The organism is Arthrobacter sp. PvP023 (assembly GCF_017832975.1).
Lineage (GTDB): Bacteria > Actinomycetota > Actinomycetes > Actinomycetales > Micrococcaceae > Arthrobacter.
Genome location: NZ_JAFIBI010000001.1, coordinates 1,282,569 through 1,295,043, shown reverse-complemented (window position 1 = coordinate 1,295,043; position 12,475 = coordinate 1,282,569). Strand labels below are relative to the sequence as shown.

The 12,475-nt window shown below is 66.9% G+C and carries 11 protein-coding genes; 1 reads left to right on the top strand and 10 read right to left on the bottom strand.

The annotated features are described in order from the left end of the window. Position 1: 1 nt before the first annotated feature. The gene (locus JOE31_RS05990; protein ID WP_209742587.1) at positions 2 to 697 is read right to left on the bottom strand and encodes a redox-sensing transcriptional repressor Rex; all 696 of its coding nucleotides are present in this window, start codon (positions 695 to 697) and stop codon (positions 2 to 4) included. Between the two features lie 78 nt (positions 698 to 775). Beyond that, a complete protein-coding gene (locus JOE31_RS05985; protein ID WP_209742586.1) occupies positions 776 to 1,030 on the bottom strand; it encodes a glutaredoxin family protein in 255 nt (84 codons plus the stop codon). A gap of 84 nt (positions 1,031 to 1,114) precedes the next feature. On the opposite strand from JOE31_RS05985, the gene JOE31_RS05980 reads away from it, so the two are divergent. Next, positions 1,115 to 1,933: an HAD family phosphatase gene (locus tag JOE31_RS05980; protein ID WP_209742585.1), complete on the top strand. Its 819-nt coding sequence runs from the start codon at positions 1,115 to 1,117 to the stop codon at positions 1,931 to 1,933. A gap of 127 nt (positions 1,934 to 2,060) precedes the next feature. Here JOE31_RS05980 and JOE31_RS05975 read toward each other — a convergent pair whose 3' ends face one another. The 8 genes from JOE31_RS05975 to rhaI form a co-directional block, all read right to left on the bottom strand. After that, positions 2,061 to 2,159 carry a 30S ribosomal protein bS22 gene (locus JOE31_RS05975; RefSeq protein ID WP_003792170.1) on the bottom strand — a complete coding sequence of 33 codons (99 nt, stop codon included), beginning with the start codon at positions 2,157 to 2,159 and terminating at the stop codon, positions 2,061 to 2,063. Positions 2,160 to 2,322: 163 nt separating this feature from the next. Next, positions 2,323 to 2,535: a helix-turn-helix domain-containing protein gene (locus tag JOE31_RS05970; protein ID WP_043429999.1), complete on the bottom strand. Its 213-nt coding sequence runs from the start codon at positions 2,533 to 2,535 to the stop codon at positions 2,323 to 2,325. A 168-nt stretch (positions 2,536 to 2,703) separates the two neighbouring features. Then, the gene (locus JOE31_RS05965; protein ID WP_209742584.1) at positions 2,704 to 3,876 is read right to left on the bottom strand and encodes a 3-deoxy-7-phosphoheptulonate synthase; all 1,173 of its coding nucleotides are present in this window, start codon (positions 3,874 to 3,876) and stop codon (positions 2,704 to 2,706) included. 355 nt (positions 3,877 to 4,231) lie between these two features. After that, positions 4,232 to 5,242: an acetylxylan esterase gene (locus tag JOE31_RS05960; protein ID WP_209742583.1), complete on the bottom strand. Its 1,011-nt coding sequence runs from the start codon at positions 5,240 to 5,242 to the stop codon at positions 4,232 to 4,234. Between the two features lie 51 nt (positions 5,243 to 5,293). Further along, positions 5,294 to 7,747: a glycoside hydrolase N-terminal domain-containing protein gene (locus JOE31_RS05955; protein ID WP_209742582.1), complete on the bottom strand. Its 2,454-nt coding sequence runs from the start codon at positions 7,745 to 7,747 to the stop codon at positions 5,294 to 5,296. A 22-nt stretch (positions 7,748 to 7,769) separates the two neighbouring features. After that, positions 7,770 to 9,245 carry a rhamnulokinase family protein gene (locus tag JOE31_RS05950; RefSeq protein WP_209742581.1) on the bottom strand — a complete coding sequence of 492 codons (1,476 nt, stop codon included), beginning with the start codon at positions 9,243 to 9,245 and terminating at the stop codon, positions 7,770 to 7,772. After that, a complete protein-coding gene (locus JOE31_RS05945) occupies positions 9,242 to 11,278 on the bottom strand; it encodes a bifunctional aldolase/short-chain dehydrogenase (RefSeq protein ID WP_209742580.1) in 2,037 nt (678 codons plus the stop codon). The genes JOE31_RS05950 and JOE31_RS05945 overlap by 4 nt, the downstream gene beginning before the upstream one ends. Positions 11,279 to 11,281: 3 nt before the next feature. Next, entirely contained in the window at positions 11,282 to 12,448 is a 1,167-nt protein-coding gene (gene rhaI, locus JOE31_RS05940) for an L-rhamnose isomerase (RefSeq protein ID WP_209742579.1), read from the bottom strand. Positions 12,449 to 12,475: the final 27 nt, after the last annotated feature.

The following is a 12,475-nucleotide window of genomic DNA, read 5'->3' as shown; positions in this document are numbered from 1 at the left end:
ACTACTCCCCGTCCTCCGGGGCCTGGATCCGCTGGGCGTGGTAGGCCAGGATCTGCAGCTCGGTGGCCATGTCCACCTTGCGCAGGTTCACGCCCGGCGGGACCTGGAGCATGACCGGCGCAAAGCTGAGGATGCTCCGCACTCCTGCGGCGATGACGCGGTCGCACACGCCCTGCGCCACGGCGGCAGGCAGCGCCAGCACCACCATGTTGGCGCCGGTCCGCTGGAGGACCGGTTCGAGGTCCGCGACGTCACTGACCCGCAGCCAGCCCACCTCGTTGCCCACCACCATCTGGTCTGCATCGAAAATGGCCACGACGTCGAATCCGCGCGATTCGAAGCCGCCGTACCGCGCAAGCGCCTTGCCGAGGTTGCCGGCGCCCACGATTGCCACTTTCCAGTCGCGGGTGAGCCCGAGCGCGGCGGAGATGTTGCGGCTGAGGTACTGCACTTCGTAGCCAACGCCTCGGGTGCCGTAGGACCCCACATGCGAGAGGTCTTTCCGGAGGGTGGACGAGCTGACGCCGGAGGCTTCGGCCAGGGACTCTGAGGAGACGCGTTCGACGCCTTCGGCCAGCATGGTGGTGAGGGCGCGCAAATAGATGGTCAGCCGTGCCACGGCCGCGGGCGGAATCTGCTTGGCCGCAGTTCCGCTGTCCCCGTGAACAGCCTCGGGGGATGAATCCAGCGAAGTCACTATCTGCTCCATTGCGTCGCGTTGTGAGTCCACTCTAGAGCCCCGTCCGCACTGCCAACAAAGCAGAAGTCGCCGCGCCTATTTGGCCGCAGCCTGGCGAAGGATCCGCTCAAGGCGGGTTTCGTCGATCTTCCAGAAGTCACGCTGGATCCCGTCCACCAGGACCACGGGGATCTCTTCGGCGTAACGCTCGCGCAGCTCCGGATGGTTGTCCACCAGTTGTTCCGTCCACTCAAGTCCCAGGGCGGCAGTGACCCGTTCGACGGCGTCGCGCGCCGCCTCGCACAGGTGGCAGTCAGCTTTGGTGATGAGGACGACGTCGGGTTTTGCCATGCCTCAACCGTAGCCCGGGCCGCCGCTCCGCCGCGACGGCAGGCCCGTGACAGCCTGGACCGGCCCATTGACTAGACTCAAGTCATGCCCGAGGAGAAGTACGTCGCCGTAGTCCGGCAGCCGGCCGGTGCGTTGCAGCACGGCGAGGCTGCCTTCTTCGACGTCGATAACACCCTCATGAAGGGCGCCAGCCTCTTCCACGTAGCCCGGAAAATGCATCAGCGCGGCGCGTTCACCCTGCCGCAGGCGGCCGGGATGGCCTGGAAGCAGTTCAAGTTCGTCCTCCGCGGCGAGAACATGGATGACGTCCACGCGGTCCGGGACTCGGCCTTGACGCTGGCTGCCGGAATCACGGTGGAGGACATCAAGGCCCTCGGCGAAGAAGTCTTCGACGAAATGATTGAGTCCAGGATCTGGCCCGGCACCAAGGCACTGGCCCAGCAGCACCTCCGTGTGGGGCGCATGGTGTGGCTGGTGACCGCTACCCCCATCGAGGTGGCCACGGTGATTTCCACCCGGCTGGGCCTGACCGGTGCCCTGGGAACAGTGGGCGAGATCGAGAACGGTGCCTACACCGGCCGGCTGGTGGGCGACATCCTGCACGGCCAGGCCAAAGCGGTGGCTGTCCAAGGCATTGCTGATGCCGAGGGCCTGGACCTCCAACGGTGCTGGGCCTACAGCGATTCGCACAATGACATCCCGCTGCTAAGCATGGTGGGCCATCCCGTGGCCATCAACCCCGACTCCCGGCTCCGCCGCCACGCCCGCGAAAACAACTGGCCGGTGTACGACTTCCGCTCGGGACGCCGCGCCGCCACGCTCGGACTGAAGGCGGCCACGGTTGGCGGGGCCGTGTACGGCCTCTGGAGGGGCTTCACGCGCTTCCGCGGCCCCACGGTCTAGTCGCCTAGTCGCGGCCCGCCCCAGCTCCAGGCCTGCCCTTGCAGCGGACGTCGCAGGGATTCACCCGGCCCAAAGAAAAATGCCCGCTGCCAAAGGCAACGGGCATCTCACGCTGTAGGAAGTATCTCTACTTCTTGTTACGGCGCTGGTGGCGGGTCTTACGAAGCAACTTGCGGTGCTTCTTCTTGGCCATACGCTTGCGACGCTTCTTAATAACTGAACCCACGAAAGTTCCTTACAAACTAGATGGAGTACCTGTCTGATGGAAGAGGTCCGTGGACTAGGCAACAGACTAAACAACAAACAGATTCTTACAATAACGAAAAACGTTCCCTAACAGGGTACCGCTTATCCGGCGCACCCACTGACCGCACTCCGTTTGTGGCAGCTCAGGCGGTGTCCGACTGGCCTTCCACGACAGCACCCTTGACGTACTGTTCGACGGCGGACTCCGGCACCCGGAAGGACCGGCCGAAGCGGACGGCCGGCATCTCTCCGGAATGGACAAGGCGGTACACGGTCATTTTGGAAACGCGCATGAGCTCGGCCACTTCGGCCACAGTCAAGAACTGAGCGTTCGAGAAGTTCGACTCTGCGGACATTTCCCTTATTCCTTTGTTAACAGCTGATAAAGGCAACCCCATTGAAACCCCATTGCGGTGTGCCGATGCTGAGCCATCAACCTACCCTGTGCTAGTTACTCTAGTGGCTGATGGTGCCATTGTGAAAGTCATTGGGCGGTACCAGTTTTCGGCGGATCCGGGGGAAAATCAGCCCTCCAGCGCGCCACGCCGCTTGCGCGCGGATGCTGCCAGCTGGCCCAGCACCGACGCCGTGACGTCCCATTCCATGCAGGCATCCGTCACGCTCTGGCCGTAGACCAGTGCGTCAGTGCCGGCCGCGTGGTCGGCCACATCGAGGTTCTGCGCCCCGCCCACGAGGAAGCTCTCCAGCATGACGCCGGCAATCGCCGCGGCCGCCGCTCCGCCGTCTTCCAGCTGCGCGCCGATTTCGAGCGCCACCTCGGCCTGGCGGTGGTGGCTCTTGCCGCTGTTGGCGTGGCTGGCGTCCACGATCAGCCGGGGGTTGAGCTGCTTGCCGGCCAGTTTCGCCGAGGCCGCTTCGACGTCCGCCGCGGAGTAGTTGGGGCCCTTGCGTCCGCCGCGGAGGATCACGTGTGTGTCCGGGTTGCCGGCGGTGGCCACGAGTGCGGCCCGGCCATCGCCGTCGATCCCCAGGAAGGCCTGGGATGCCGCGGCGGCGCTGCAGGCATCGACCGCAACCTGGAGGTCGCCGTCGGTCCCGTTCTTGAATCCAATGGGCATGGACAGTCCGGAGGCCAGCTGGCGGTGGATCTGGCTTTCGGTGGTGCGGGCACCGATGGCGCCCCAGGAGACGAGGTCTGCCATGTACTGCGGGCTGATTGGTTCCAGGAACTCCGTGGCCGTGGGAAGGCCCAGCGACGTGACCTGCTTCAGGAACTGGCGGGCGGCACGCAGTCCGGTGGCGATGTCATGGCTGCCATCCAGGTGGGGATCATTGATGAGGCCCTTCCAGCCCACCGTGGTGCGCGGCTTCTCGAAGTAGGTCCGCATGACGATCAGCAGGTCTTCCTTGTGCTTCTCCGCCTGGCTCACCAGCCGGCGGGCGTATTCCAGGCCGGCCTTGGGGTCGTGGATGGAGCAGGGTCCCACGATCACCAGCAGGCGGTCGTCCACGCCGTCCATGATGGCCCGGACTTCGTCCCTGCCGCGTTCGACGACGTCTGCCACCCGGGCGTCCAGCGGCAGTTCAGCGATCATGTCCTGGGGCGACGGCAGGGCCTGGAATTCGCTGACGCGCAGGTTCGAGGTGGATTTCTGCGCGGACGCAGGGCCTTCCGGGGAACCTTTGGTTTCCGGGGAAGTGGAAGGCTGTGTTTCGGTGGCTGCTGCGGTGCTCATGTGTGCGGGTCCTGTTCCGGATGGTGCGGAGCGGGCCCAGATCAGAACCCGCCGGAGAAATGGCGAAGGGCAGAGAATGATCTCTGCCCTGTTGGCTCTGAAGGAAAGTTGGATGCGTGTCAGTTAGACGCGGGCCCCTCCAGAGCCAACGAAAAATACGCATACCAACGGTTAGTCATAGCCACGACCATAACCGCCGCACGCACCGTCCGCAAATTCATGCTCATTTCGCGACCTCATATTGCGGAGCCCTAACCGCGCGGCCCTCCCCCAACTGACTGGCAGTTAACGCTCCGAAAACGCGATTTCGCAGCGTTAAGTGCGAGTCAGTTGGGTGGGCCGGAGAAGCGGAACCTCAGCCGAGCAGCTTGCGCAGGTACTCCAGCTGGCGGTTCCACTGGTGTTCCTGGCCGCCCTCGTGGTTGTTGAAGCGGTACACCTCGATCTCCTTCGCCGGAGCCTCGTTTCCAGCGGCTGTTCCGTAGGCATTGAAGCTGGCAAAGACCGTCGACGGCGGGCAGATGTCATCCGCCTGCGCGGCCGAGAACAGCGCCGGGGCCGTTGCCGCCCGTCCCAGATTGACGCCGTCGAAGTAGTTCAGCACGGCCAGGATCGGCTCGTAGCGGTCGCGGTGGCGGGCCAAGAACGCGGCGATTTCGGGATAGGGCCCGCGCGGCGTGATGTCGATGGCGCGGGGAAAGTCCTGCAGGAACGGCACATCCGGCAGCGCCGCGATCACGCCGTCGAGCCTCCCGGCTGCGAGGCCGGCCACGGCAACGGTGATACCGCCGCCCTGGCTGACTCCCGCCACCACAACCCGTGAGGCATCGACGGCGGGATGGGCCTGCGCCGCTTCCACCGCACGGAAGGCGTCCACGTAGACCCGGCGATAGTAGTAGTCCTCGCGGCTTCCGACACCGCGGGTCATGAGTCCCGCGTGCGCCACATCGCCCGCGGAGGGATGCGGGTCCGCCGTGTGGCCCAGGAGTCCGCCGTAGCCCTGCCCCCGGGTATCCATGATGAAGTGCGCGTAGCCGGCCTGCGCCCACTTGGTGTCCTGGTTCGACAGCCCGCGGCCGCCCGAATACCCCACGTACTGCACGACGACGGGAAGCGGCTCGTCCGCGGGCCTGGTCGCCGGCAGGTGCAGCCAGCCCTTCACCCGGGAACCGCCGAAGCCTGCGAACGTGACGTCGAAGGTGTCGATCACCGTCAGGTAGTTGTCCACGGGTTCGAAGACCGCGTCCAGCGGGTATTCCCGGGCTTCGCTGATGGTGCGGTCCCAGAAGGCGTCAAGATCCGCGGGTGCGGTGACGCCGGAAGTGTAGTTACGGAGCTGCTCAAGCGGTAGGTCGAAGAGGGGCATCGGTATTCCGGTTCTGTGAAGCGGGCTGATAGGTACGTTGTGGTGATCGTGTCAGGCGGATCCTGCAGTTTCCAGCCGCCACGGCGACAGGTTGAGGACTGTGTCCGAGTGCGGCCGGAGGTGAAGTTCCTGGACGCGGTTACCGTAACGGACCGCAATGACCTGGTCCGTCCCGGCTGAGAATGAGGCCCCTGCCAGGCGCCCCGCACGCCACTCCAACGAGACACGGATGCCCAAACGGGCCCGCAGGCCGGAAGCACCGCCGTCGGGCAGGTCCGGCGGAAGAGCCGGCAGCAGCTCGATCTCCCGGACTGCTCCGTGGGTTGCGCTGTGATGGATCCGGTGGCTTTGCAGCAGGCACTCGGCGATGCCGGCTACGTAGCCCAGGTTTCCGTCGATCTGGAACGGCGGATGCGCGCCGACGAGGTTCGGATACAGGCCTCCGCTCTGCCCTCCCCGGTCCGTGGCCATGTCCCGAAAAAAGAGCCGCAGCAGGGCGTTGACGTTTGCCGGCTGGCGCAGCCGTGCGCGCAGCAGGATCTTCCACGCCAGGGACCAGCCGGTGGACTCGTCGCCGCGGGAATCGAGGCTGGCAGCGACGGCTGCTTCCAGTTCCGGGCCTAGGTGCGCGTCGCCGGGGTAAGCCGGGTACAGGTGGCTGACGTGCCGGTGCTCGGGTTCCCATTCGGGGGGATCGGCCAGCCATTCCCGGACGCGGCCGTCCCTGCCCGGACCCGGGCAGGGAATGCGGGGCAGCGCCTCCCGGGCCTCGGCAACCACGGGATCCCCTTCCAGCCCGAGGTCTTCAGCCAGTGTGCACAGCATGGTCAGGACATCACGGACCAGGACCAGGTCCAGGCTGGAAGACTCCCCTGCTGCGGCACGTTCCCCGCTATCCGTTGCGAAGCTGTTCTCGGGCGACGTGGACGGGCTGGTGCCCACAGAGCCGTCCGGCAGCACGGTCAGCAGATCCAGCGCGAACGCGGCGGCGCCCCGAATGGCAGGCCACGCCCTGTCCCGGGCGAACTCCCCGGCGCCGCCAAACTGCAGGTGCTCCCACAGGTGCCGGACCAGCCACAGCCCGGCCATGGGCCAGAAGGACCACGCCGGTGAGTGGCTGCCGTGGCCCACGGGTTTGCTGTAACCCCAGATGTCCGAGTTGTGGTGAACCGCCCAGCCGCGTGCACCGTAGTACTCCTGTGCCGTGCGTGCACCGGTCACCTGAAGGGTCTCGATGAGCGCAAACAGCGGCTCGGCGCACTCCGCCAGACCGGTCGGCTCGGCGCCCCAGTAATTCATCTGCAGATTGATGTTGGTGGTGAAGTTTGAGCTCCAGGGTGCGGGGAGATCGTTGTTCCAGATCCCTTGCAGGGTGGCGGGTGTGCCGCCGGCGCGTGAGCTGGAGATCAGGAGGTAGCGGCCGTAGTTGAACAGGAGTTCGGCCAGCCCGGGGTCCGCAGCGAGCGGCCCGCCGGGATGGGCGTTGGCCCGGAGCAGCCGCTCAGCGGTGTTGGTCCCCGTCCAGGCCGGCACGTCCAGCCGCAGCCGCGCCTTACCGTAGAGCTCGCCATGGCTCCGCAGGTGCCGGGCCAGGAGGGCGGCACGGCCGGTTCCCTGGGCCTGGGCCAGCCTTCCGGCCGCCGTCGCCGCGGCAGTCGCCGCGGTGCCGCCGGCTTGCGGTTCCCCGCCCCGGCGGCTGAATGTTGTCTCCGTGGTGACGAACACCACGGCGTGCCGGACGCCGGAGGCGGCCATTCCGACGTCGGACGCTTCCGCTTCCTGGCCGTCGTGCTCCCAGGTGACGGACACGGCGCCGTGCAGGCTGAGCGAATCGTCCTCCGAGTACTCCACCGCACCGCCGTCGTGGACAGGTGCGACGTCGGACGGCAGCTTGAGTTCCAGGCAGGAGCCGGTGCGCCGCAGCACGCGCAGCGGCGAATCCAGCCGGACGGTCAGGTCTAGGCCGGCCGGCAGCTCCGTATCCACGGAAATGACCAGGACGGAGGGGTCGTGGCTGGCGAAAGCCTCCACCCGGACGCCGGAGCCGGCTGCCTGGAACGCGGTGGTGGCGACGGCACGGGACAGGTCCAGGGCGCGGCTGTACCCGGAGATTTCGCCGGCGCCGCCCGCGGTGCTGCCGCTGCTGTTGCCGGGCGAATTGTTACCGGAAACGGGACTGGTGCCGAGGTACAGGTCTGCGAACGGCAGGAATGCCTGCGAGTGCCGGTGCTGGAGTGCCTTCAGCACGTCCTCGGCGGCATGGTGTTCCCCGGCCGCGACAAGCCGGCGCGCATCCGCAATGATCGCGGAAGCCTGCTCCCGACTGAAGTGCGGCGGCCTCTCCTGGCTGTGCGGCGACCCGGACCATGCCGTGCCGTCGTTCAGCTGGAAGCGGTGTTCCGCGGGACCGCCGAACACCATGGCCCCGAGCCGGCCGTTCCCCAGGGGAAGTGCCTCGAGCCAGTCGGACGCGGACGCGTCGTAGCGCAGGATGTCTTCGGGCATCTCAGGCTGTTCCCTTCACCGCTCAGACCAGCGCCGCCTGGTAGCTTTCCAATGGCTGCGAGCCGCGCACGAGTGCCCTGAGCTCGCCGGGCCCGCCCGACACCACACCTGCCGCCCGGGCCTGGACCAACACGTTACCAAGAGCAGTGGCCTCGACAGGGCCCGCAATGACCCGCTTGCCGGTGGCATCGGCCGTGAGCTGGCACAGGAGCCGGTTTTGCGAGCCTCCGCCCACGATGTGCACCACGTCCACGGGCACGTCCGCCAGGCGTTCCGCGTCGGCGATGGTCCGGGCGTAACCGGCAGCCAGGCTGTCCAGGATGCAGCGGGTGATCGCCGCGGGGTTGTCGGTGAGGACGTCGCCGGTGTTGCGGACAGCAGCGCGGATGCGTTCGGGCATGTTGTCCGGTGCGATGAAGTAGGGATCGTCCGCGTTGATCTGGGGTCCGCCGAACGGCAGCGCGGCGGCGGCTGCCAGCAGTTCGTCCAGCGTCGCCGTGTATCCCTGCTGCGCCCACGTCCGCTGGCATTCGCTGAGCAGCCAGAGCCCGCCGACGTTGCGGAGGTAGCGGATGCTGCCGTCCACGCCGCGTTCGTTCGTGAAGTTGGCCTGCCGGCTCGCCTCGGTGAGCACCGGCTTCCGGAGTTCGACGCCCACCAGCGACCAGGTCCCTGACGAGATGTAGGCGAAATTCCCGTGTTCGGCGGGGACGGCGGCGACGGCGGAGGCGGTGTCGTGTGAGCCGACGGCCACCACCGTCGTTGCCTGGGCCAGTCCCGTGCGCGCGGCGATGCCGGGCAGCAGGGTACCCACGGTTTCGCCGGGCTGGATCAGCGGCGGGAACAGGTTCTTCGGGAGCCCGAGGGCGGTGAGGAATTCGGTGGCCCACTCCCCCGCAACGGCGTCGAAGAGCCCGGTGGTGGAGGCGTTTGTGGCCTCGGTGCGGCGCTGCCCGGTGAGCAGGAACGCGACCAGGTCAGGGATGAGCAGGGCCTGCAGCCCGTCCAGGTCCGGTTCGCTGGCCAGCTGGTAGAGGGTGTTGAACTGCAGGAACTGCAGCCCGGTGGTGGCGTAGAGCCGGGCCGGGTCCAGTTTCTGGTGGACCCGGGCGACGGCGGCGCGGCTGCGGTCATCCCGGTAGCTGAAGGGCTGCGCAATGAGTTTGCCGGCAGCGTTGACCAGCCCGTAGTCCACCGCCCAGGTGTCGATTCCGATGCTGCTGATGGTCTCGCCCCGCTCCCCGGCGGCGCGGGCCGCGGCAGCGAGGCCGGTGAGGACCTCGGCGAAGAGGGCGTCGAAATCCCAGCGCAGGCCGCCGTCGGACTCCACCACACCGTTCGGGAAGCGGTGGACGGTTTGCAGCCTGGCACTTTCCGAACCGGCCCCGCCGGAGACCCGGCCGAGGATGACCCGCCCGGAAGAGGCGCCGATGTCGACGGCGGCAAACACACTGCCGGCGGACAGGCCGCCGTCGACACCCGAAACGTGCCCGCTCATCGCAGGAAGGCAGCGGCCACGCCGGCGTCCACGGGAATGTGGAGCCCGGTGGTGTGGGACAGTTCGGCGCTGGTCAGCACGGCCGCGGCGTTGGCCACGTTCTCCGGCAGGACTTCGCGCTTGAGCAGGGTGCGCTGGGCGTAGTACTTGCCCAGTTCCTGCTCGTCCACCCCGTAGACAGCGGCGCGCTTGGCGCCCCAGCCGCCGGCGAAGATGCCCGAGCCGCGGACCACGCCGTCGGGGTTGATGCCGTTGACGCGGATGCCGTATTCGCCCAGTTCGGCTGCGAGGAGCCGGACCTGGTGGGCCTGGTCGGCCTTGGTGGCGGAGTACGCGATGTTGTTCGGGCCGGCGAACACGGAGTTCTTCGAGGAGATGTAGATGATGTCCCCGCCCATGTCCTGGTCAATCATGATCTTCGCCGCGGCCTTGGAGACGAGGAAGGAGCCCTTGGCCATGACGTTGTGCTGCAGGTCCCAGTCCTTCTCCGTGGTTTCCAGCAGCGGCTTGGAGATGGACAGCCCGGCGTTGTTGACCACCAGGTCCAGCCCGCCGAATGCCAGCACCGCTTCCTGGATGGCGGCGGCGACCTGGGCTTCGTCCGTGACGTCCGCCTGCACGCCGATGGCCGCGTCCGGGCCGCCGAGTTCCGCGGCCACGGCTTGCGCGTTCTCCAGGTTCAGGTCCGCGATCACCACGCAGGCGCCTTCCGCGGCGAGGCGGGTGGCAATCGCCTTGCCGATGCCCGACGCCGCACCCGTCACCAGTGCAATGCGGGTGGCATGCGATTTCGGCTTCGGCATCCGGGCCAGCTTGGCTTCCTCCAAAGACCAGTACTCGATCCGGAACTTCTCGGATTCCTCGATCGGGGCATAGGTGGAGATTGCTTCCGCGCCGCGCATCACGTTGATGGCGTTGAGGTAGAACTCACCGGCCACGCGTGCGGTCTGCTTGTTCGCGCCGAAAGAGAACATGCCCACCCCCGGCAACAGCACGATCGCCGGGTCCGCACCGCGCAACGCCGGGCTCTCCGGAACCGCGTGGCGGTCGTAGTAGGCCTGGTAGTCCTCGCGGTAGTCGGCGTGCAGTTCCTGCAGCCGGGTGATCGAGTCCTCAACGGACGCATCCGCGGGCAGGTCCAGGATCAGCGGCTTGACCTTGGTGCGCAGGAAGTGGTCCGGGCAGGACGTGCCCAGGGCGCCCAGGCGCGGGTGCTCTGCGGCTTCCAGGAAGTCAAGGACGACGGCGTCATCGCTGAAGTGCCCCAGCTGCGGTTTGTCCGTGGACGCCAGCCCGCGGATCACCGGCGCCAGCGCGGCAGCTTTGGCGCGGCGTTCGGCTTCGGGAAGCGCGCCGTAGCCGGGCAGCTTCGGACCGAAGGGTTCGGGGCGGCCGTTTTCCGCGATGAACTTTTCAGCCTGGTCGATGATCCACAGCGAGTTGGCTTCGGCTTCTTCGCTGGTGGCGCCCCAGGCGGTGATGCCGTGGCCGCCCAGGATGGTGCCCACGGCCTGCGGGTTGGCGTCCTTGATCGCGGCGATGTCCAGGCCCAGCTGGAACCCGGGCCGGCGCCACGGAACCCACACCACCTTGTCACCGAAAATCTTGGTGGTCAGCGCCTCCCCGTCCACGGCCGTGGCAATCGCGATGCCCGAATCCGGGTGCAGGTGATCCACGTGCGCGGCGTCCACGAGCCCGTGCATGGCGGTATCGATCGAGGGTGCAGCGCCGCCCTTGCCGTGCAGGCAGTAATCAAATGCGGCCACCATTTCGTCTTCGCGGTCCACCCCGGGGTAGACGTTCTTCAGTGCGTTCAGCCGGTCCAGGCGGAGCACGGCAAGGTTTTCCTTCTTCAGCGTGCCAAGGTCCCCGCCGGAGCCCTTGACCCAGAGGAGCTGGACGTCATCGCCCGTGACCGGGTCCTTCTCCGTGCCCTTTGCCGAGGTGTTGCCGCCGGCGAAGTTGGTGTTCCGTTTGTCCGCTCCGAGGCGGTTGGACCGGGAAATTAGTTCTTCAACAGTTTTGTTAGTCATGCCCTATGCGCCCCATCCGGCTTGCTGGCCGCCCACGCGGTCCTCGTTGATCTGTTTCTGGTAGCCGCTGGCTTTGAAGGCGGCCATCGGGTCCGCGGGCAGGCCGCGGGATTCACGCCATGCGGCCAGGGCCGGTCGGACGTCCGTGTAGAAGGCGTCGTTGAAGACGGCGTTGGCTGCCAGGACGTCGCCGTTCCGCTGGGCCTCACCCAGGGCCGCGGTGTCCACCATGAGCGCACGCGCCGTCATTTCCTGGACGTTGAGCACCGATCGGATCTGGCCCGGGATCTTCTCCTCCAGGTTGTGGCACTGGTCCAGCATCAGCGCCACGCCGGAATTCCTGCCGAAGCCGCCGCCGCGGATGACCTCGTACATGATGCGGAACAGCTGGAACGGATCCGCGGCGCCGACGATCAGGTCGTCATCCGCGTAGAACCGCGAGTTGAAGTCGAAGGAACCGAGCTTGCCCAGGCGCAGCAGCTGCATGACGATGAATTCGATGTTGGTGCCCGGGGCGTGGTGGCCGGTGTCCAGGCAGACGTACGCCTTCTCCCCCAGCGCCAGGGTCTGGGCGTAGGAAGTGCCCCAGTCCGGAACATCGGTGTGGTAGAAAGCGGGCTCGAAGAACTTGTACTCCAGCACCAGGCGCTGATCCTCCCCGAGACCGGCGTAGATCTCCTGGAGGGACTCCGCCAGGCGGTCCTGCCGGCCGCGGATGTCGTCCTGGCCCGGGTAGTTGGTGCCGTCAGCCAGCCAGATCTTCAGGTCACGGGAGCCGGTGGCGTGCATGATGTCGATGCATTCAAGGTGGTGGTCGATCGCGCGGCGGCGGACCGATTCGTTCGAGGATGTCAGGGAACCGAACTTGTACTCGTCATCCTGGAAGGTGTTCGAGTTGATGGTGCCCAGGCCCACGCCCAGGCCCGCCGCGTACTCGCGCAGTGCGGCGTAGTCATCCACCTTGTCCCACGGAATATGCAGGGCAACCGTGGGCGCCAGGCCCGTCAGTTCGTGCACCTTGGCGGCATCCGCGATCTTCTCCTGCACGGTCCGGGGAGTGCCCGGCGTGCCGAACACCTTGAAGCGGGTACCCGAATTTCCATAGGCCCACGAGGGAACCTCGATGGCAAGCTCCTCGAGCCTGCCCAGCGCCGTTGCTACGTCATTCATGATGGTTCTTTCCAATGTCTTGTGCTG

What these genes read in the sequence shown, in the direction of transcription:
- JOE31_RS05980 (WP_209742585.1), top strand. Translation starts at nt 1,115, where the DNA reads ATGCCCGAGGAGAAGTACGTCGCCGTAGTCCGGCAGCCGGCCGGTGCG.
- JOE31_RS05965 (WP_209742584.1), bottom strand. Translation starts at nt 3,876, where the DNA reads ATGAGCACCGCAGCAGCCACCGAAACACAGCCTTCCACTTCCCCGGAA.
- JOE31_RS05955 (WP_209742582.1), bottom strand. Translation starts at nt 7,747, where the DNA reads ATGCCCGAAGACATCCTGCGCTACGACGCGTCCGCGTCCGACTGGCTC.
- JOE31_RS05970 (WP_043429999.1), bottom strand. Translation starts at nt 2,535, where the DNA reads ATGTCCGCAGAGTCGAACTTCTCGAACGCTCAGTTCTTGACTGTGGCC.
- JOE31_RS05950 (WP_209742581.1), bottom strand. Translation starts at nt 9,245, where the DNA reads ATGAGCGGGCACGTTTCGGGTGTCGACGGCGGCCTGTCCGCCGGCAGT.
- JOE31_RS05985 (WP_209742586.1), bottom strand. Translation starts at nt 1,030, where the DNA reads ATGGCAAAACCCGACGTCGTCCTCATCACCAAAGCTGACTGCCACCTG.
- JOE31_RS05945 (WP_209742580.1), bottom strand. Translation starts at nt 11,278, where the DNA reads ATGACTAACAAAACTGTTGAAGAACTAATTTCCCGGTCCAACCGCCTC.
- rhaI (WP_209742579.1), bottom strand. Translation starts at nt 12,448, where the DNA reads ATGAATGACGTAGCAACGGCGCTGGGCAGGCTCGAGGAGCTTGCCATC.
- JOE31_RS05960 (WP_209742583.1), bottom strand. Translation starts at nt 5,242, where the DNA reads ATGCCCCTCTTCGACCTACCGCTTGAGCAGCTCCGTAACTACACTTCC.